Source organism: Streptomyces sp. NBC_00846, assembly GCF_045207325.1.
GTDB lineage: Bacteria > Actinomycetota > Actinomycetes > Streptomycetales > Streptomycetaceae > Streptomyces.
This window is the reverse complement of sequence record NZ_CP108846.1, coordinates 3,060,736-3,080,381: the sequence shown is the minus strand read 5'-3', so window position 1 is coordinate 3,080,381 and position 19,646 is coordinate 3,060,736. Positions and strand designations below refer to the sequence as shown.

Annotated in this window: 12 protein-coding genes, 1 tRNA gene and 1 pseudogene; 8 read left to right on the top strand and 6 right to left on the bottom strand. The window is 68.5% G+C overall.

The window, feature by feature from the left end:
- Positions 1-230: 230 nt before the first annotated feature.
- From OG936_RS14160 to OG936_RS14140, 5 genes are read left to right on the top strand one after another with little or no spacing between them, the layout of a single operon-like run.
- The gene (locus OG936_RS14160; protein WP_406494999.1) at positions 231-1,592 is read left to right on the top strand and encodes an MFS transporter; all 1,362 of its coding nucleotides are present in this window, start codon (positions 231-233) and stop codon (positions 1,590-1,592) included.
- The gene (locus OG936_RS14155; RefSeq protein WP_406494998.1) at positions 1,589-2,014 is read left to right on the top strand and encodes a RidA family protein; all 426 of its coding nucleotides are present in this window, start codon (positions 1,589-1,591) and stop codon (positions 2,012-2,014) included. The genes OG936_RS14160 and OG936_RS14155 overlap by 4 nt, the downstream gene beginning before the upstream one ends.
- Entirely contained in the window at positions 2,011-2,664 is a 654-nt protein-coding gene (locus OG936_RS14150; RefSeq protein ID WP_406494996.1) for an RraA family protein, read from the top strand. The genes OG936_RS14155 and OG936_RS14150 overlap by 4 nt, the downstream gene beginning before the upstream one ends.
- A gap of 34 nt (positions 2,665-2,698) precedes the next feature.
- Positions 2,699-4,081: an NAD-dependent succinate-semialdehyde dehydrogenase gene (locus OG936_RS14145; protein WP_406494995.1), complete on the top strand. Its 1,383-nt coding sequence runs from the start codon at positions 2,699-2,701 to the stop codon at positions 4,079-4,081.
- A 43-nt stretch (positions 4,082-4,124) separates the two neighbouring features.
- The gene (locus OG936_RS14140; RefSeq protein ID WP_406494993.1) at positions 4,125-5,327 is read left to right on the top strand and encodes a PucR family transcriptional regulator; all 1,203 of its coding nucleotides are present in this window, start codon (positions 4,125-4,127) and stop codon (positions 5,325-5,327) included.
- Positions 5,328-6,356: 1,029 nt separating this feature from the next.
- Here the strand turns inward: OG936_RS14140 and OG936_RS14135 are convergent.
- Positions 6,357-6,506, bottom strand: coding sequence for a hypothetical protein (locus OG936_RS14135; RefSeq protein ID WP_406494991.1), 150 nt, complete (start codon positions 6,504-6,506; stop codon positions 6,357-6,359).
- 262 nt (positions 6,507-6,768) lie between these two features.
- On the opposite strand from OG936_RS14135, the pseudogene OG936_RS14130 reads away from it, so the two are divergent.
- Positions 6,769-6,855: pseudogene (locus tag OG936_RS14130) on the top strand (integrase); the annotation flags it as partial.
- A gap of 337 nt (positions 6,856-7,192) precedes the next feature.
- Here OG936_RS14130 and OG936_RS14125 read toward each other — a convergent pair.
- The 5 genes from OG936_RS14125 to OG936_RS14105 form a co-directional block, all read right to left on the bottom strand.
- The gene (locus tag OG936_RS14125; protein WP_406494990.1) at positions 7,193-9,271 is read right to left on the bottom strand and encodes a restriction endonuclease; all 2,079 of its coding nucleotides are present in this window, start codon (positions 9,269-9,271) and stop codon (positions 7,193-7,195) included.
- A 421-nt stretch (positions 9,272-9,692) separates the two neighbouring features.
- On the bottom strand, positions 9,693-11,036 hold the full coding sequence (locus OG936_RS14120; RefSeq protein ID WP_406494988.1) for a hypothetical protein: 1,344 nt from the start codon (positions 11,034-11,036) through the stop codon (positions 9,693-9,695).
- Between the two features lie 81 nt (positions 11,037-11,117).
- Complete coding sequence (locus tag OG936_RS14115; RefSeq protein WP_406494987.1) at positions 11,118-11,960, bottom strand: hypothetical protein; 843 nt, start codon at positions 11,958-11,960, stop codon at positions 11,118-11,120.
- Positions 11,957-16,552: an AAA domain-containing protein gene (locus OG936_RS14110; RefSeq protein WP_406494985.1), complete on the bottom strand. Its 4,596-nt coding sequence runs from the start codon at positions 16,550-16,552 to the stop codon at positions 11,957-11,959. The genes OG936_RS14115 and OG936_RS14110 overlap by 4 nt, the downstream gene beginning before the upstream one ends.
- A 566-nt stretch (positions 16,553-17,118) precedes the next feature.
- A tRNA-Arg gene (locus OG936_RS14105) sits at positions 17,119-17,191 on the bottom strand.
- Positions 17,192-17,838: 647 nt separating this feature from the next.
- Between OG936_RS14105 and OG936_RS14100 the strand changes: the two genes are divergently transcribed.
- Together OG936_RS14100 and OG936_RS14095 are read left to right on the top strand one after the other, a co-directional pair.
- Positions 17,839-18,849, top strand: coding sequence for a hypothetical protein (locus OG936_RS14100; RefSeq protein ID WP_406494984.1), 1,011 nt, complete (start codon positions 17,839-17,841; stop codon positions 18,847-18,849).
- A gap of 111 nt (positions 18,850-18,960) precedes the next feature.
- Positions 18,961-19,488: a DUF1203 domain-containing protein gene (locus OG936_RS14095; protein WP_406494982.1), complete on the top strand. Its 528-nt coding sequence runs from the start codon at positions 18,961-18,963 to the stop codon at positions 19,486-19,488.
- The last annotated feature ends 158 nt before the right edge of the window (positions 19,489-19,646 follow it).

Here is a 19,646-nt window from a genome sequence, read left to right as displayed (position 1 = left end):
GGCGTGGGCGAGGGGCCAGGTCCGTAACACGAAAGATTTCAGCTGGAATTCGGAGCGCGACATGGCGCATTGGTCATGTGCACAGTCGTCGCCCCGTGGCGGTGTGCTTCTGCTCCTTGTGGTCGGTGAAGTCGTCGATGCACCGTTGGCCAACCGGACGGCGCCCGCTCAGCCCCCAGCCCCCAGTCCCCCAGACGATTCCTCGGCTCAGACCTCAGACCGGAGTCCCCATGACCGCTCCCGCTTTCCCGCCGACCACCGGCAGCCGGCTCGACGCGACGAAGATGCGCAGGATCTCCCTCGCCAGCATGGTCGGCACCACGGTCGAGTGGTACGACCTGTTCCTGTTCGGCACCGCCTCCGCGCTGGTCTTCGGCAAGGTGTTCTTCCCCGAGTTCGACGGGGCCGTAGGCACGATCCTCTCGTTTCTGACCTTCGCCTCCGCCTACCTGGCGCGCATGGTGGGCGCCGTGCTCTTCGGCCACTTCGGAGACCGTCTCGGCCGCAAGTCCATGCTGCTGATCTCCCTGACGACGATGGGCGTGGCCACCTTCGCCATCGGCCTCGTGCCCGGTTACGCCACCCTCGGCGTGGCCGCGCCCCTCCTGCTGCTCGGCCTCCGCGTGGTGCAGGGTCTCGCGCTGGGCGGCGAGTGGGGCGGTGCCGTACTGATGACCGTCGAGCACGCACCGGAGAACCGGCGCGGATTCTTCGGCTCCATGGTCCAGATCGGGGTGCCGATCGGAACGCTGCTCGCCAACGGGGCGTTCCTGCTGGTCGCCTCGACCACGAGCAGTGACGCGCTGTACTCGTGGGGCTGGCGGATCCCCTTCCTGGCCTCGGCGATCCTCGTCGGGATCGGCTTCTACATCCGGCTCCACATCGAGGAGACGCCGTCCTTCCAGGCGGTCCGGGAGGAGGGCGTCAAGGCCAGGATCCCGTTCTTCGCGCTGATGAGCCGGTACTGGCGCCAGGTGCTGCTGGGCGGCGTAGCGACCCTGTCCACGGGGTCGACCTTCACCCTGATGGTGGCCTCCGGCGTGAGCTACGGGACCAACGACCTCGGACACTCCAAGAACCTGATGCTGTGGGCGGTCATGGTGGCATGCGCCATCGCGTTCCTGGCCATCCCGTACTTCGGCCGGCTGTCCGACCGGGTGGGCCGCAAGCCCGTCATCTACGCGGGCATCGCGGCGGAGGCCGTACTCGCCTTCCCGTTCTTCTGGCTGCTGGACACCGGATCGGCGCTCGGGGTCTTCGTTGCCTACACGCTCATGATGCTCGCGTTCTCCGCCAACTACGGCCCCATCGCGACCTTCCTCGCCGAGCTCTTCGGCACCCGGGTCCGGTACTCGGGCCTCTCGGTCGCCTACATGCTGTCGGGCCTGCTGGGCTCCGCGGCGACTCCGGCCGTCACCGCCTGGCTGCTGTCGGTCACCGGAAGCAGCTCCTCGATCGCCTGGTACGTGCTCGGTGCCGCGTCCTTGTCCCTGCTGGCCCTGCTCCTGCTCGCGGAGACACGGTTCGGGGACATCGACGAGCCGGGCGTGGAGTCCCGGTCCGCCGCGCGCCCGATCGGGGCGGTCGCATGAGCACAGCGACAACGGCGGCAACAGCGACAAATGGACGCGGGATCAAGCGGATCGACTCGGCGCCGGGCGTCCCGGCCGCCGTGGGCCCCTACGTCCAGGCGACGTCCGCCGGTGGCTTCGTTTTCACCACCGGTCAGATACCCGCCGCCCCGGGGCAGTCGAACGGCGCCTTCGAGGACGACGTGCGCGCGACGCTGCGCAACCTCGAAGCCGTTCTCCACGCGGCGGGTTCGGATCTCGACCACATCGTCAAGGTCAACACCTATCTCAGCTCGCCGGACCAGCTCGCGCCCTACAACCAGGCGTACGAGGCGTTCTTCGCCGACCGCCGGCCGGCGCGGACGACGGTCTGCGTGGGGCTGTGGGGCGTGTCCCTGGAGATCGACTGCATCGCGGTGGTCAAGGAAGGAGCGGGGGAGTGAGCGTCACCGCCGCCCCCGATCAGGCCGGACTCGCACCCGGGGAGTTGCTGGAGCGCCTGCGTCGAGTGGACCTTCCGACGCTTGGCCATTTCCTGGAAGAAGGCTTCGTCGACTCGGCCGTCCGGCGACTTGGCCGGCCACGGCGGATGGCCGGTACGGCCGCCACCCTCGCCCTCGACGCCCCGGACGCCGTGGCGGTGAACCGCGCGCTCGTCGCGCTGCGCCCCGGCGAGGTGCTGGTCGTCGACATGCGCGGCGACCACACCCACGCGCCGATCGGCGCCGTCACGGTAGCGGCGGCGCGAGCGCGCGGAGCCGCGGGCATCCTCGTCGACGGAGTGGTGACGGATGTGGACGCGCTCACGGACCCGGCCTTCGGCCTGCCGGTCCACGCCCGGGGCACCAGCTGCCTGACCACCAAGCGGCTTGACGGCCGGGGCGGGCGGCACCAGGTGCCCGTGGAGATCGGCGGTGTCCGCATCGCGCCGGGGGACATCGTCATCGGCGACGCCAACGGCGTGATCGCCCTGCCGCCGGCAGCGCTGGCCGCCGTAGTGCACGAGGCGGAACTGTCGGACGCGGCGGAGCCGGAGCTCCTGCGGCGGATCCGCGCGGGCGAGGACCTCCGGACGCTTCTGCACCTCGGCTGATCCACCTTTGGCTATGCGAAGGAAGAAGACACGCGTGACGGAATACAAGATCGTCGACCCGGCCACGAACGTTCTCGTGCGGCGGTACCCGACGTCGGACGACGCCACGGTCGACCGCGCGGTCGAGGCGGCGGCAGCGGAGTTCACGGCCTGGCGGCGACGCCCGGTCGAAGAGCGGGCCGACGCCGTACTCGCCGTGTCCCGGGAGTTCGAGAACCGGCGGGAGGAACTGGCCGCGATCGTCACCCGCGAGATGGGCAAGACCACCCGCGAAGCCCTGGGTGAGGTGGACCTGTCGGCGGCGATCTTCGCGTACTACGCGGAGCACGGCCCCGACTTGGCCGCCGACCAGCGGCTCGACATCCGCGGCGGCGACGACGTGGTCGTACGGTCCGAGCCGCTGGGCGTGCTGCTCGGCGTGATGCCGTGGAACTACCCGTACTACCAGGTCGCCCGCTTCGCGGCCCCCAACCTCGTCCTCGGCAACACCGTCGTCCTCAAGCACGCCCCGAACTGCCCCGAGTCGGCGCAGGCCATCGAGGACATCATGCGGGCGGCCGGACTGCCGGCGGGCGCGTACACCAACGTGTACGCCACCAACCAGCAGGTCGCCCGCGTCATAGCGGACCCTCGGGTCCAGGGGGTGTCGCTCACGGGCTCGGAGCGGGCCGGGCGAGCGGTGGGCGAGGTCGCGGGCCGCCACCTCAAGAAGTACGTCCTCGAACTCGGCGGCTCCGACCCCTTCGTTGTCCTTCCCGACGCCGACCTGGAGGCCGCCGTCGCCGCGGCCGTCGAGGGCCGGATGGGCAACGCGGGCCAGGCGTGCACCGCCTCGAAGCGGTTCATAGTCGTAGACCCTCTCTACGACCGTTTCCTCGGCGCCTTCACGGACGCGGTGCGGGCGTTGACCGTTGGAGACCCCACCGACGACGGCGTCTCCTTCGGTCCCCTCTCCTCCGAGGAGGCCGCCCGGGCCGTGATCGCGCAGGTGAACGACGCGGTGGAGCGGGGCGCGACGGCGGTGACGGGGGGCAAGCGGCCGGCCCGCGAGGGTGCCTTCGTCGAACCGACCGTCCTCACCGGGGTCACCCCCGGTATGCGGGCGTACCAGGAGGAGATCTTCGGCCCGGTCGCGGTCGTCCACCGCGTCCCCGACACCGCGACGGCGATCCGCCTCGCCAACGACACCCCGTACGGCCTCGGCAGCGTCGTGTTCGGCCGCGACCTCGCCGCCGCGAAGGCGGTCGCCGACGCGCTCGACGTCGGCATGGTCTCGATCAACGGCTCCTCCCAGACCCAGGAGGACCTCCCCTTCGGAGGGGTCAAGCTGTCCGGCGTGGGGCGGGAGCTGGGGGCGTACGGAATGGCGGAGTTCGTGAACCGGAAGGTGATCCGCGTACGCGGCCGGGCGAGCTGACTCGGCGTTTCCACCCCGGCGGGGACGAGGCACGATGGAGCACATGCACACCCCGACTCCGCACCCGGCCGCCCTGCCCTCGCCGGACCCACATGTCGTCGCTCTGGCCCGCGAGTGCCTGGAGGAGATCGACAGCCTGGTCGACGAGTGGGCCGAGTACGTGGGGCCGGTCCGCGCCTCCTACTCGGACCTGGTCTCCCGGCACGAGTTCCGCGACAGCGCCTGGCAGGCGTTCGAGCTCTTGCTGCGCACCGTCGCGCAGTTGCCGGTGCCGGAACACATCGCCGGCGTCTCCGAGCGGGTCGGCGAACAGCGTGCCCGGCAGGGCGTTCCGCTGGATGCGCTGCTGCAGGCCGCCCGCGTGGACTTCCGGGTCGTCTGGGCCGCCCTGGTGCGGCGCGCGGGCGAGGAGGGCAGGGCGCAGCTGGTCACCTCCGCCTACTACGTGTGGGAGGCGGTCGAGCGCCACGTCACCGGCATCATGACCGCCTATCAGCGCACCGTCCTGGAGATGGGGCGGCGGACGGAGGACGAGCGGCGTCTGTGGTTCAGCAGGCTCCTGGACACCGACGGCCGCAACCCCACCGTGGTGCAGGACGCGGCGCGGGCCCTCGGATTCCAGGTGCCCGGGCAGTTCGTGTGCGCGGTAGCGCCCGGAGGCGGCGAGGCGTCGCTACGGAGAGTCGCGAACGCCCTCCGCAACCTCGACGCCCCTCTGCAACAGCAGGCGGTCGCCTCGGACATGGTCCTGGTGGTCCAGCTGGGCCCACGCCTCACCCGGGAAGCGGTGCTGACACAGCTGCACGGGACGCCGTGCGGCGTTTCCCGCGTGGTGACCGGACTCACCGAGGTGCCCCGCGCGGTGACGCTCGCGACCGCCACGGCCCGCGTGCTGCCGCCCGACGCCACAGAACCGCACCGGCTGGAGGACAACTGGCTCGATGTCCTGGTCCACCGCGCCGGCGACCTCGGCCGGGACCTGGCGTCCGACGTGCTCGGCGGCCTGTACACGGGAGTTCCCGCGGTTCCTGCGGCGGAGGCGGAACGCCTGCTGGAAACCGTCCAGGTCCATCTGTCGGGCAGCGGATCGGTGGCCGACACGGCCGCCGCCCTGTACTGCCACCGCAACACGATCCAACAACGCCTCAACCGCTTCGCCGAACTCACCGGCCGCGACCCCAGACGCCCCGAGGACGCGGCCCTGGTCGTCCTGGCCCTCAGCGCGCATCGCCTGCAACAGATGTGACGCCCGGTGCCGGCGCGCAACGCGACGAAGCCGACACCGCCAGGGGAAAGGCCGGCGCCACGCTCGCCGGCGCAGTTCGTCGATCCGGTCGGAGACTCCGGACTTGCAGCGGCGCCCCGTCCTGCATCGGCTCCGGGGGCGATGCGTTCGACCAGCCGGAGCAGTGGCAAGAAGTGCCCCGAGGGAACGGCGAGATGCTCCACCCCACCAACGCGCCACACGGCGGTTCGTCGAGCTGTGCGAGGAGAGTCGGTCTCCCGCCGGTCCGGCTCCACGACTTGCGCTACGGTGCCGCAACGCCGGCCCACACGGCCTACGTACTGCCGGCCGAACTCGGGTCGGCCGCGTCTCTGGCCCCGATACGCGGCCCTGCCTCGCGAAGGACCGCCTGGACGCAACTGAGGAGCAGGGGCGCACCAGGATGTCGGTCGCCTGCGCGGATCGCCCAGCCGTCGAGCGGCGCACGATGCACGGCACACTGACCGGACCCGGGCGGAGCCGCCCTCGACCAGGGTCACCGTGACCTCGACACCGTGCCGACACCCTCGACGAGGACGTCCTTCCGCTCACGCAAACGGCCCCGGATGAGAAGTCCGAGGCCGAGTAAAGCCCCTCCCTGGGGGAGAAACCCCAGGTCAGAGCAGTAACGCTTGGTGCCCCCGGCAGGATTCGAACCTGCGACACCCGCTTTAGGGGTTCGATCCACCCGCTGCCTGTCGGGCTCCACCCGTGCACACTCGGGCCATTCGCGATCGCTGAACGCTGCGGCTGTCCATAGTCGTTGATGTCAACGCTGGACGTCGGCGGAACAGCTCCGGCATTGGGCAGACCTCCAACGGTTCATCCGGTCGGTCGGCCCATTTCCACCACACATGGCGACTGGTGCACTTCCACAGCGCACGGCACGTCCGCTCACCGTCGTCCTCCCGCACACAGAGGACGAATCCGCCGAACTGCATGGCTTGGCTGCACTCAAGGCAGGTTGGGGCGTCTGAATCCCCCATCTTCGATAGTTCACCTCAACGCGAGCTATGCCGTGCCGACCAGTACGTAGAACAACAGGGCCGCAGCCCACATGAGCGCAACTGGCAAGACGATCACCGCCACGATGATCTTCAGGAAGATCAGTAGGCGGTCCGCTGCCGTGAGCGGGTCCCGCATCAGGCCTTGATCACTCATGAGTCTCCCCTTGGCCGCACTGCTCAGCGGTGGTCGGCGGAGTCTAAGTGACTGAGTCATTCCGACGGGTCGACGCCCCCTCGATGCGAACTATGGGCGCGCCGGTCGCTGAGGGGCGACGGGCTGTCCAGCAGGTTGGCAAGGGGGTCCTACTCGGTTGACTGCGGTCTGCGCCGTTGCTGTACTCCGCTGCTGTACAGCGACTTCGGAGGACCCGTGACCGCACTGCCGGCGAGCGTAGACCGCGACATCCTCGACTGGCGTGTGGTCGCACGTCGTCCACGACACGCAGCGCGAGGCCATCAGCCACATGGAACGGCTACTCAAGAGGCGCCCCGGCCGTGAGTGACCGCCCTCGTTGATGTCAAAAACTGATGTCAAAGGCCCCGGACCATGATCGGTCCGGGGCCTTTGCGCTGGTGCCCCCGGCAGGATTCGAACCTGCGACACCCGCTTTAGGAGTTTTCCGGGGGCGAGGTCGTGACCTGCATAAATGTCGGGCGTAGGGTGCCTCGCCTGGAAGGATTCCTCTCCCGAGTTCACACGTGTTCGCGTGGTTTCCCGTCCTGATGTGTGCTGAATCCGTTCTGAATCGGGGCTACTCGGCAGGTGGTCGGCAGCGGGTCTTCGTGACAGACACGAAGGATCAGCGGCACCCTGCTTGAGGTCTCATGTCGGCAGTGGCGCTAATCCACATCGATGCCGTACTCCTGGACCAGTTCCTCCAAGCCGCCTCGGTATCCCTTACCTCCGGTGACGAACTCCCAGTCGTCGTTCGCGCGGCGACGGAAGGACCCCAGTACGAGGGCGGTTTCGCCGGTGCGGCCGTCGGAGACTTCCAACTGGTCGAGTGGAGTTCTCTCGGTGTCCAGCAGCCGAATACCGGCGTCGGTGAAGCCGGACAGATCGGCCGCGGGGTTGGCGACAGGGTCGACCGCGGCGATGATGACGAGACGGTCAGCGCGCGTCGGTAACGCATCGAAGGAGACTTGGATGGCGGCTCTGTCCGGCGCGACGGGGATGAGCGCGCGGACCGCGCCGTCGGGTGTCCGGGGGTTGTTGAAGAAGACGAAGTGGTCGTCGTCCAGGACGCGGTTGCCGTGGCAGACGAGCGCGCACACGTCCAAGGCGACGTTGCCCGACCAGTACATGCCCAGCACGTTGTGGTCGTCCGTGCTGGTCTCGCTGTCCGACGCTGTCCGCTGGGCGGGCACCGAGCGTTCGCCGTTGCCCAGTCGCCCGCGCAGCCCGTGGCGGTGCAGCAGGTCGACCAGCTCGGAGCCTGCCACCAGTTCCAAGGGCTTGCCGTTGGCGAAGGTGTGTGAGCCGGGGCCGAATCCGGACGTCGTGACCAGGACACCTTTGTTGGCGCCGGCGCCCTGGACGGTGCCGTACAAGTCGCGGACGGCTGTCGGGGGCACGGTGTTGCGGTAGCGCTTGACCTGGACGACGATCTTGCCGCCGCGAATCGGGGTCGGGTCCAGCGCTTCGACGTCCACGCCCCCGTCGTTCGAGCGTTGTGTGGTCACGGCCTGCATGCCCATGGCCCGGAACAGATCGGCGACCAGCGCTTCGAAGGCGATGGGATCCATCTCGTACAGATCCGGAACTTCGTCGCCTCCATGGGTGACGACACCGTTACCGACGTCTTCGGGAACCCGGCCGGGCCGTACGGACGCGTACTGATCGGGGCGCGACGACAGTTGCCCCCGGAGTCCGTCCACCAGGCAGTTGACAGCGTTCACCTGTTCCAGATGCAGCTCTGCGAAAGTCGAACGCGGGGCCATGACAGTGCCGAGGAACATGGGTGCGCGTCGGCCGGTCGTCGGGTCGTGATCGTCCACGAAACCGTTCAACGCGACCGATTCCAGCGCACCGAACTCATCGGCTGCGAAAAGATCACGCAGAACCAACAGGAGACACTGCGCGAGTACGTCCCGGTACAGGGCGCGGCGCTGCGTGACCGGTCGGGGCGACTCCTTCTCCTGATCGGCGTTGATCATGTAGCGCACCGACTTCGCCTCCGGGACGACGTCGTACTTGGGCAGCTCCCAGTTCAGTACCAACTGGCGCGCACCGGGGTCGTACGCTGCGGATACCTGGCGGGGCAGGTCTTCCGGCCAACCGGTCGAGGCGTAGAGGGCGGCGGAGAAATACTCCACCGCGGCCTCGGGATCTCCGTTGCGAAGCCCCGTCGTCATCTCTGCGATACCGGCGTTGTGTCGACGGATCTCGCCCAACTGGGTTTCGGCCCACTGCTGGTACTGCAACTGGTAGGTAGCCAACTGGTGCTGACGCTGTGCTTCTGCAGCCTGTGCGGCCTGCCAGTCGCGCTCGAACCTGGACTGGGCCTCCGCTTGTGCCTGAGCTCGTCGTATTGCGGTCCAACCACCCTGCGGCTGGTACTGGTTCGGGTCCGGCATGCGGATGGGGTGCGCGAGCTGTCCAGGGAAGAACGCCTCGATCTGCTCCGCCCGAGTCAGTGCGTCGGCCCTGAACGCCGGAGCTCGGCACCCTGCCGCCAACAGACCCTGCAACGACTCAACCCGTGCGTCGAGTTCCTCCGTGCGCCGCCGGGCCTCCGCCTCGCGCTGCTCCCGATACGCCGCTCTCTGTTCACGGTGGCTGCGCGCCAGCTCTCGCTGGTAGGCGCGTTGTTGCCTCTCCTGATCCCGCTGGTATCTGGCTTGCGCCTCACGTTGACGTTGCTGTTGGCGCTGCGCTTCAGCCCAGACACCGACCAACCCATTGGAGCGACGGTTCATGCTCTACAGGCCCTCCCCACCAGAGACTCGGCGTGCGTGCACCAAGCCCTGGCCCCATAACCAGCAGTGATGAGGCGACTCTAGTCGGCAACCAGCCGTGCGCCCATGCCCTTGCCGCAGATGGCCTCCGCTCCGCCCTAGCCTGTGCATACCAAGGAGAAGCGGCGCCTGTCGACGGGACGTTGCCCCCTGCCGGGCGGTGCCATTGCTCAGTGGCGAACCGTCTGGAGTGTGCCGGCCCTTGGCTGTGGTGGATAGGGAACCTCACCTCGGCCAGAGGAATAGCCCTGTGTGTGAGGCGCTGCACCCCAGATGCAGGCCCCGTGTCGGTGCTCGTGAGCCTGTTCCGCTCATCGGACCAGACTCATGAGCTCCGCTCATGAAAGGGCCGAGCGCCGCCTGTGCATATATGCAGCGTCGACTAATCGCGCAGTAGGCGCATGGCCAGCACGGAACCGTCAGGGTGCACGGAGACAGGACCGTTCCAGCGTGGGTCCCACGTCTCGCGTGGCCAGGTGGACCGGCGCGTGTAGATTTCGTGACGGTACTGCTCCACCTGCCCCTCCTCAAGGTGGCGGAAGAGATCCTCCGCGACTCCGGAGAATGCCTCGACCCGCTTCCGGTTGAGCCGGAAGACGTGGTCCGTGCCAACGAAGTCGATGCCGAGGAACCGGTGGCGTGCGTCCTGGACGCTGTCCGTGGCCGCGTGCGTCAAGCCTGTGAAGTGCCGCTGCCCTTGCCGCTTCGTCAGGTACGGGGCGGTCGCCCTTCCGTCCCCAGCGAAGGCGGTGAGACCGGCTGCGGATGTGCGGGCGAGGGCATGTTGGAACCATGCGTAGAGATCCGGGCTCACGTGATAGCCGGGTTCGGGCTCCATGGGCCTGTCGCCTTGCGTGGGCGGCCGGATGCCGGGATAGACGTTCTCGTCCTCCAACGCGTGATCAAGAACGCGGCCCGGAGCGTCCAGCCAACCGCCCTTTCCTCCCGCCTCCAGTGTGTGGACCGTCAGTGGTCCGTCGAGGGGGAGCTCAGTGCTGAACACGAGACACGGTGTCTCATCCCATGCCCCGATCTGCACCGCCTCAACGTGGGCGGAAGCCGATGCGAGCTGAGTATGCGAGGTGGAGAGCCCACTGTGGTTGCCCTTGCATACGATCGGCAAGACGCGAGAGGGCTCGCCGGGTCTCCATACCTCGGCGAAGAACTGCGGGCGGTACCGGTAGCCCGACCTCGGGCCGGAGTCCCTGCTGGTCAGGGCCCATCCTGCACGCAGGGCCGTGTCGGCCGGCACGATCGAGACGAAGTGATCCGGGTAGCGCATGCTCAGGAGTCGTGTGGCGAGCGCCAGCGCGAAACCGGTGCCGAGTTCTCCCGACTGAAGCGCCTTGTAATAGTCCGCGGTCTCCCGGCCCTCGACCGAGAGGGCCATGAAGGAGTCCGAGTTCCCGGTCAGAGCCTGGTTGTACTTGAGGCAGCCCCAGTGCTCGGCGAGGCCGCGTCCCGCGCCGCGCCGGGCCAAGGTAATAGACCGTCCCAAGGTGTGCAGCACCTCCCAGGGCGTGATTTGCACGAGCCGGTTGAGATCCTTCGCCGGTATGGGCTGTAGCTCCGGCTTTCGTCGAAGCGGGTCGACCTCCTTCCCCTTTCTCTGCTTGTCGTCGTCTGCCGCCGCGGCGCGCACATCCCCGGCCAGCCCCGAGTTCGAGTGGACTGCGACGTTCGACGGCTCCGCAAGGTCTCTCAGCACCTCTGCCGTGAGCTTCAACCTGCTCCCCCTCGTGATCCGTTGTCCCTGGTCTGACTGCGTGGCCCGGTAGCCACGCAGTGGCTTTCGTTCGTGCCCGCTCTACGCGCTGGCTTCGGGCTGGCTGGCCGCGAGGTCGTTGAGAGCACCGTTCACGACATACCAGGACACGGTGAGCGTGTCGCGGTCGGGCGTGTGCGCCTCGCGGAACTCACGCCGTGGGTGGACGAAATTGCGGTACTCGCGAAGGGCCTGACTGAAGCGCTCCATGTCGACGTCGACCCAGCCCGCCTTGTGGCAGATGTCGATGAGGACCTTGAGACCGATGAAATTGGGGTCCTTGTTGCCCAGCAGTGAGGCGTCGCGTTCCTCGATCACCGTGAGCAGGACGCCTTCGAGGAGGCTGCCCAGCATGATGATGGCCGCGACGTGGGCTCCGTTGGCATAGCAGGTGCGGGCCTCGTCCAGCCGGCGCTGGAGCAGCGCGGCCATCCGCGGTTCTCGGATGATCTCGGCCATGGTGGCCTTGAGCTCGACCGATGCCTGCTGGCCCGGGTGCGCCATGGTTGGGTCGCAGACGACAACCCTGGGTCTGCCGCCGGGGTTCTCCAGGCGGAAGCCTTCGTGGACCAGGAAGGTGTTGACCGCGTTAACGACGGTCGGGAGGACGCCGGGTTCTTCGAGGTACTCGCGCGCGTCCGCGAGTCTGAGGAGCACCTTTTCCAGCTCGGTAGGGCTCTCGCGACGTTCCGTGAGTAGCTGAAGTGCCCACTCGCCCCGGTACTCGCCGTCGTACTCGGGCACGTTGCGCCACCCGGCGTTCTCCAGGAACTGGGCGATCTCGAAGCCCCTGCGGTAGAAGAGGTGGTCGTCGCCGCAGATGACGCGGGCCAGCTCCTTCAAGGTGTTGCCGTCGAGCGGGCCCAGAACGGTTTCCTGCGTCATGCGGCGTCGTCCTCCATGGTGTCGTCGTCGGTCTGGTCGTCGTAACGGTCGTCGGTCTGCTCGTCCCCGATGCCCTCGTCATCGGTGAGTGCGTCGTCCGAGGAGAGGTCGAGTGGCTTCCAGCCAGCGTTGGAGTTGACCGACTGGGTGGCCGCCGAGGACCGCGTGTAGTTCGCGGGACGGATCCCCTGCCGGTCGAGTTCTTCCCACAGGCCGTCGAGGGCCTCGACGGGATCGAAGCGGAAGTCGCTCTCCCGTAGCCGCCAGAACTTCCACCCCACGCGCTTCAGTTCACGGTCCCGCCGTTGGTCGCTCTCGATCTGCTCCCGCGTGGCGCGGTGGAAGGCGTCACCGTCGCACTCGACGGCGAGCCGACCGCGGGCCCCTACCACCACCAGGTCGATGCGCTTGCTGCCGGCCGGGAACTGCGGGACTACGTGGTAGCCCTGTTGCTTGATCTCCAGGTACACCTGCTGTTCGAAGAGCGAGTCGAAGGGAGCCCTCCGGACGTCCGGCAGCACCGGTCCGATGTCGTCGGCGGCCTCCAGCGCGGCGGGCGGGTTCTCCATGTATGTCAGGAGGTTGAGCCGCAGGTCGTGTGGCTTGAGGCGATCCGGTGGGACCGAGTAGAAGAGCCGCATCTGGTCCTGGGCCCGGCTGGCGGCGACGTTGTACGCCTGTTGCTCGCTCTTGTTCCCGCCCGCTGCGCGCGGTGGGTTCGTCACGACCATGGACAGCAGGATGACGTGGCGCTCGTCGCCCTGGAACGAGGCCGCGTTGCCGACGCGTATCTGGTGCTGTTCGCGCACGGTGGCCGGCAGCCGCTGTTCGATGAGGTTCTCCAGGAGCTTGATCTGCCCGAAGCCCTGGAGCACGATCACGCCCATGGTCTTGTCCTGGTAGGCGGGGTCCTTGGCCAGGCTGGCCAGGCAGTCGACGATCGCCTCGGCCTCCTTGGGGTTGTGGACACGGCTGTCGCGGCCCGCGACCACGGCGCCTTCGACGAAATGGGTACGCAACGGGTCCAGCCGTTCGGCGCCGTACTGGCGCAGGGGCAAAAGCTTGTTGTCGTAGAAAGTGCTGGAGGACCAGTTGATGATCTCGGGCACACAGCGGAAGTGCTCTTCGAGGCGGATCACCTGCGGAAAGAAGGTGGACAGCAACTGGTAGAGGTTGGTGTGTGGCGTGTAGAGCTGGCGCAGCCGGGTGGGCACGTCCGGCAGATGGGCCGCCAGCTTGTCCTGGATGGCCTGGTGACGGCCGTTGCGCGTGACGGAGGGCGCGCACTGTTTGTCGTCACCGACGACGATCACGCGGGGAGCCAGCCACAAGAGGAACAGCGCGTCCATGCCCGCCTGGCTGGCCTCGTCCACGATGACGACGTCGAAGGCGTCCCGCTTCGCCTGCACCATCTCGGCGACCTGTGGGATGGGCATGACCCATGCGGGGACCGCGTTTTGGGCCACGGACATGGCATCGCGCGCCGCGGCTTTGAAGAGCCCCGAGTTCCGCCCCTTGCCCTTGCCGAGGGACGCCACGTGCGTCCGGTACGCCTGGAGCGCCGACCGCTGGTCCTGCGTCATCCGCTCCAGGCAGTGCAACCGACCCCAGGCCGCGGCAAGTTCACCAGTCACATGTTCCAGCCGGGTTTCGTTCTCGCTGAGATCGCCTTCGAGCTTGCGCTCCAGTCCGGGCGTGCGCTGCCTGTCCAGGAACTGAGAAGCTTTCGCCCACGCCCAAGCCTGCTCCAGGGAGCCCAGCCGTTCCTCCCAGTCGGGGTTGCCGGCGCTGTCCACGAGGCGGCCTGCCAGCAGAGGGTGAGCGGCGCGTAGGACGCCCAGCAGTTCGGCGCACCGGCGTGTGTGGTGCTCCCGCCGGTGCGCGGCGGCCAGTGCCTCCAGGGCCTCGGTATAAGCGTCCACGTCCTGATTGCGGAGGGCCTGTACGAGAGACATGGACTCTGAGGATGGCTGCGCGCCATTGACAGGGGTGCGCAGGAGTTCGTCCCACGCCGCCAGCTGCGCGACCGCCTCGTCGGCGGCGCGTCGGCCATGGAGAGCGGCGACTCCGGCATTGAAGTCTTGCCACGCCCGGCGGGAGGCGACCGTCAGGCGTACGCCGTGACGTACGAGAAGCTCGTCGACGCGGTCCCGAGCCGAGCCGAATGCCTGCACGTGCTCAAGGCGCTCGGCGCGTGCGGTCAGTTCGGCCAGTTGTACCTCCACGTCCCCTGGGGGGATCGCGGCTTTCGCCTGTTGCCAGCGTGTGGCCGCGCCCACGAGCGCGGAGTGGGCCCGGAGGTACGCCAGTACTGCGTCCAGGTCATCGGTCGTCTGCGGCGCACGGCCGTCGACAGTGCAGGAGTCCAGCAACTCTCTGGCGTTCTTCTGTACCTTGCTCGGAAACCGGGATCGCAGGGTCTTGCCCGTGGCCAGGTGGGCTCGGAGCGCGGAGCCGACGGTCGCCAGATGGCCGGCCTTCTGGGCATCCAGGTCCTTGGGCATGGTGACCAGGCGAAGGCCCAGCGTGTCCACGTCCCGCGCAACCGCCTGGATGTCTTCGGTGACGGCTGCCACGCGCTGCCACAGTCCGAGGTCGGACCGGCGGAGCCGGTCCGTCAGCGCCCGGGTGATCCAGGAATCCAGATCCCAACGCGTGGCGTCGGCAGGCACCCCGAGGTGATGAAGGGCCGTCTCGCAGGCATCGAGCAGCGAGGCCAGCTCGGCGGTCACGGATGCGTCGAGAGGGGCGAGCAGGTTCCGGAACTCGACGGCTTCCGGAGAAAGACCCTCGTCGCTGAGGCGGCCCGCCGCGAAGACGTCCGCGACGCGCTGGGGCGAAGGGAGCTCGTCAGGGACGGGAAGCGCGCCGCCCGCGCGCGGCTCACCCGCGCCGTCACGCAGCAAGAGGAGGAGTTCCTGGGCTTGCTCGGAGGCCAGCGGCGGAGTGTCCACGGCGGTGTCCGGGAGAGGGCTGACCCACCCGAAGTCCTCGGCACCGGCGCGGACCCGCTCCACGATCTCGGCGAGCGTTCCCGCGTATCCCGGAGCCACGCTCCGATGCCGGTACTCGGCCTCTCGGAGCGAGATCACCTGCTCTGTGAGCGTCTCGATGCGTCCCCGTACCTCGTCTCGCTCGCCGGCGAGTTGGCGGATCTCGGCGCGTAGTTCGTCGCGGTCACTGGCGGCCACCTGGTCGGTGAGCGCGTTGATGGTGCGTTCCAGCTCGCCCGCGCCATCGTGGCGAGTGGAGCTGAGCAGCAGGACACACAAGTCCCTAACTGCGGGCGGAAGTTTGTCCCGCAGCACGGTCAGTGCCTGGTCGCGGGCGCTGGTGACGAGTACCCGCTGGCCCTGTGCGAGCAGCGCGGAGACGAGGTTGGCGATCGTGTGGGTCTTGCCCGTGCCGGGCGGCCCCTGGACCACCACGCCGGTGTCGTGCTCCAGGCGCCCTAGCACGCTGCGTTGCTGTGCATTCGTTTTGCCCGGGAAGAGAGGATCTTCACCGAAGAGCGGTGCCCTCTGGGTTCCGTCCCAGGCAGATCGGTCGTTGGTCTCGATCGTCATGGCCATTTGGGCCAAGCCGAGCGGTGCGCGGCCCTCCGAGGCCACGGCCTCCGCGATCTGGCCGTAGAACCGCAGCAGAGAGTTGAGATTGCGGGGGCGCATGACCAGCGCGGGCGCGTATGTGAGGCGCGCTCCAGGCTCAGGTGCGCGGGGTGGCTCCCACGCGGCACTGAAGCCCATGGGACGCGTGGTCGCCCGCTCCTGCCACTGCGCCAGTTGCTCCAGCGCCTCGGGCCCCAGCGGGTCCATCCCGCGAGTGGTGATCTCTTCCGAGAGAGCGGCCCCGCGCTCGCGTACCCATCCGTCGTCACTGTCCAGGAAGTCCTGGTCTTCGAGGCGCAGGGCGCTCTCCGACGACAGCCGCACCGTCAGCATTGCCGTGCGCCGGTCCACTGACGTTTCCACCCGATGGGTGAACAGATGGCGGTGCACTGTGTCCTCGTTCGGACCAGTCCAGGTCAATAGCCCTATGCCCAGGATGAGTTCCGTCTGGTCGTCCTCTTGGGCCAGCTTCTGGTGCCATGCGTAGACCCGATCGTAGAGCTCCCGGAGCGGCCGTTCCGCGCGCTCCCGCTCTGCCCACCTGCGCCAGCGGTCCAGCCAGGTGCCGTAGGCCCGCAGCACCTCACCGGCCTCTTCGCGGCGCAGGGTACCTTCCTCCTCCAGCCGCTCCCTCTCGTCCGCGACGCGCACCAGCTCCCGCCCCGGACCCTCCTCGGCAAGAGGCGGATCACCTCCATCGGGATCCAGACAGCGTGTCGGTTCGACCCAGCCGTCGAGGGAGGCGGGCAGGCCGGGCGGCGCACTCTGCGGCACGTGGCCGAGTGTCAGCAGCACGCCGTCATCGCGCGACGCCGGCCTGCGGATGGGTTCCGGCAGCCGGGCCAGCCAGAGGCGCTCACGACCGCGGTCGTCACGCTGTCGCTGGTGGCTGCTATGGACCACGTCGCGCAGGAAGTTGACCAGCCCTGCTGTCTGCCCGATGACGTCAGGATCACTCGCGTGGCGTCGCGAAACGTTCACCATTCTCCTTCTTGGCCGCTGACGAACGTTCCAGGATGAGGGCCGGTCGAGGTCACAGCAACGGGCTCCGGGCAGAATGACCGAATCCGCTTCACAGCCCCAGTGCTGGGCACGTTGCCGGACGGGCTGGTCGCGCCCGCCCCGATCGGCCTGGTCAAGGTCGCGCGATGGGGGCTTTATGAAAGTGCTTCTATGCAGGTGGGAACCTATGTGGCGAGACCGCCGGAGACTCCCGATTGTTAGCACCTGCAGATCGATCGACATGGCGTGCGCTTCCGCGCTCATGCCGGGCAGCGGTTACGTTCCGCGGTGGATGGTGACGTATTGTGGCGCGATTCAGGTGTCGGGCTCGGTAAGACGCGAGGGGTTACGGGAGAGGGGGCGTGCACCGTGCTCGCTGCGCTTCAGCACAGGACCGCCGATCGGGACCGTGCAATCGCCGATCGGCAGGCGGCGATACTCCGCGAGGGGCAAGGAGATGCCGCGACGCAGTGGCACATGTGGCACGGACTGGATCAGCGAAAGGGCCAGTTCGAGAGATCAAGCCTCCGAACTGGCCCTTTGTGCTGTGCCCCCGGCAGGATTCGAACCTGCGACACCCGCTTTAGGAGAGCGGTGCTCTATCCCCTGAGCTACGAAGGCGGGGGCTTGGAGGAAACCTTGCCGAAAACACAAGAAGTGGATCTACGGCAATGTTCACAAGCCCGCTGGTCGGATGCGGTGCGCTACCTCTGCGATCTTGCTCGGGCAGAGAGTGGGACGTACCAACGACCGACCAGGGACAGCCTAGCGGATCCGTGTCGGTGAAGGGCTTCCCTATCGGGTTAGCCACGCGAGACGCGGGCTGCACTCCTCTGACCTGCTGCTTCCGGGGTGGGCCGGTTCGGGCCGGCTGGTCCCGGGGCCGTGGTCCTTCTGGCGCGTGAACGCTCTGCCGCGGACCAGGAGTTCTGGCCGTCCGTTCTTTCCTGGTTCGGCGTCTCGCGGTGGTCGAGTGGTCGTCCCTCTCGGTCGGAAGCGGTGGCTGTGCCCCCTGGTTTGCCCTTCGCGGCGTCCTTGTACGTACGGGCCGGCCCGGTCACGCCGGTGCTTGCTTGTCGATCCCGGGCCCTGGTCGCCCCGGATGTTCGAACTCGTAGGCTATGGAGGGACGGCAGGGTGCGGGGGAGATCAACTGAAGCGGAGTCGCCCCTGTGGAACGCGTCGGCGGGCGGCGCACCGTGGTGGGTGCACGGCTTGCACGACCGCTGTGGGCGTATGACTGATGCAACCGCTTCCGGGGGGAACGAATGACGCGGCTGAGACTGTCCCTGTGCGTCGGGGGGCTGCTCCTCGTGCTGGTTGCCGGCGGGCTGGCCTGGAGCGCCTGGTCCAAGGGCGGTGACGGCGAAGACCTCGCAGACCGGTGCCAGGGTTCCCTCGCGGTGGAGGAGGCGCGGCAGTTCTTCGACGGCGCCAGGCTGAAGGCGCGCGGCCGCACCGCCGACTGGGGCGGGCACGACGCCCAGTGGTGCTCGGTCTGGGCCGAGGGTGATGACAGCGGACCGGTCCTCAAGCTCCGGGTATGGCCGCGAGGGTCCTACCGGTCGAGCGGGTCTGCCGCGGATGCGTCGGCGACGCCGATCGGCCACGGTTGGACCGGGTCCTTCGTGAGCGGGTATTCGCCGGGAGCCGCTGTGCTGGTCGACTGCAAGGCGATGGCGGGCGCCGGTCTGCTCGTCACGGCCGAGACGAGCAGGAAGTCGGAGGACCTCTCCGCCCGGCAGCTGCTCCAAGTGGCACGGGTCGCGACGGAGACGGCGCGTCGAGCGGCCGGTCGCGCCGAGTGCGAGGGCGTGCTCGGTGAACGTCCGGGAACTGTCGACCGCGCGGAGTGGACGACGCGGCCCGTCGGTCGGGCGACGGGCACGTGCGGCGGCGTGGTTGCCGGGCGTGAGGCTGCCCGGCTGCGCGTTACCGACGTCACAGAGAAGCCCGCGGGGCGTGCGCTGACGGAACAATGCGCGATGGGCCGGGGCAAGTTGGGCCTGTTCAGCATGACCGGCTACTACGGGCCGTCGGCGCAGGAGGAGATGTATCTCGACAACAAGTATCCGGGCACGGTGAAGGGCGCCTACACCCGCACCGTCGAATGCGGGGGCGCCATCGGGACCGCCTACTTCAAGCTTGAGCGCGCCAAGGGCAAGGCGGCGGACGGCGCCGTCGGAACGGATGGAGCGAGTGACCCCGCGGCGCTGAAGCGGATTCTGGAGTCGTACGCCACCGCTTCGGGCGAGCGGCACGGCTGCCCCGCCCCCTGATCGCTCCCGCCGCGTACCGCGCACGCTGCCGGATCCGTCGCAGGTGTCCGGGTGGACCATCGCGTCCGAATTCCGCCAGCGGGCCACCGGGGACCCGCCGACGCTGGAACCATGACATCCACGACCACGTACACGCCCCTCCCCATCCCGCCCGCCGCACTCGAAGAACTCCGCCACGTCGACGACGCCGGACAGCCACTGCGGCCGTACACCGCACGCGAGGACGGTGTCCCCCTCGACTGCGTAGGCAGTCCGCTGCGGTGCTGCCTGCGGGCCATCGAGCCCGGCGAACGAGTCGCACTCGTCTCCTACGCGCCGCTGCGCCGCTGGGCGATGGCGACCGGTGCCGAGCCGGGGGCTTACGACGAGGCGGGGCCGGTATTCATCCACGCCGATGAATGCGGAGCCGCGCGGGGAGTCCGGGGCTATCCCTTCGCCCGTCCCGGGGCGCTGCGCACCATTCGCCGCTACAACGCCGACGGACACATCATGGGGGGCCGTTTCTTCGAGATCCCCGACAACGCCGAGGCCGGGTTCGACCGGGTCTTCGGGGAGGCGTTCGCCGAGCCGGAGGTGGCACTGGTACATGTGCGGGCGCTGGAGTACGGCTGCTTCCAGTTCGAGGTGCGGCGACCGTAGACCGCGTCAGGCGGACCGGCGGATCGGGCTGCCCTTTTGCATTTTTGTCGCGGGTTCGGCGTCCGCTGTCCGTCATCCCGTTGCACGGTCCGGGTGAACGCCGGCAGGCGGCGATCTGCGGTCGGGACCGGGCCGGACGGCTCCCTTGACGGGCAATG

What these genes read in the sequence shown, in the direction of transcription:
- OG936_RS14160 (WP_406494999.1), top strand. Translation starts at nt 231, where the DNA reads ATGACCGCTCCCGCTTTCCCGCCGACCACCGGCAGCCGGCTCGACGCG.
- OG936_RS14155 (WP_406494998.1), top strand. Translation starts at nt 1,589, where the DNA reads ATGAGCACAGCGACAACGGCGGCAACAGCGACAAATGGACGCGGGATC.
- OG936_RS14115 (WP_406494987.1), bottom strand. Translation starts at nt 11,960, where the DNA reads ATGACGCAGGAAACCGTTCTGGGCCCGCTCGACGGCAACACCTTGAAG.
- OG936_RS14135 (WP_406494991.1), bottom strand. Translation starts at nt 6,506, where the DNA reads ATGAGTGATCAAGGCCTGATGCGGGACCCGCTCACGGCAGCGGACCGC.
- OG936_RS14125 (WP_406494990.1), bottom strand. Translation starts at nt 9,271, where the DNA reads ATGAACCGTCGCTCCAATGGGTTGGTCGGTGTCTGGGCTGAAGCGCAG.
- OG936_RS14095 (WP_406494982.1), top strand. Translation starts at nt 18,961, where the DNA reads ATGACATCCACGACCACGTACACGCCCCTCCCCATCCCGCCCGCCGCA.
- OG936_RS14100 (WP_406494984.1), top strand. Translation starts at nt 17,839, where the DNA reads ATGACGCGGCTGAGACTGTCCCTGTGCGTCGGGGGGCTGCTCCTCGTG.
- OG936_RS14140 (WP_406494993.1), top strand. Translation starts at nt 4,125, where the DNA reads ATGCACACCCCGACTCCGCACCCGGCCGCCCTGCCCTCGCCGGACCCA.
- OG936_RS14110 (WP_406494985.1), bottom strand. Translation starts at nt 16,552, where the DNA reads ATGGTGAACGTTTCGCGACGCCACGCGAGTGATCCTGACGTCATCGGG.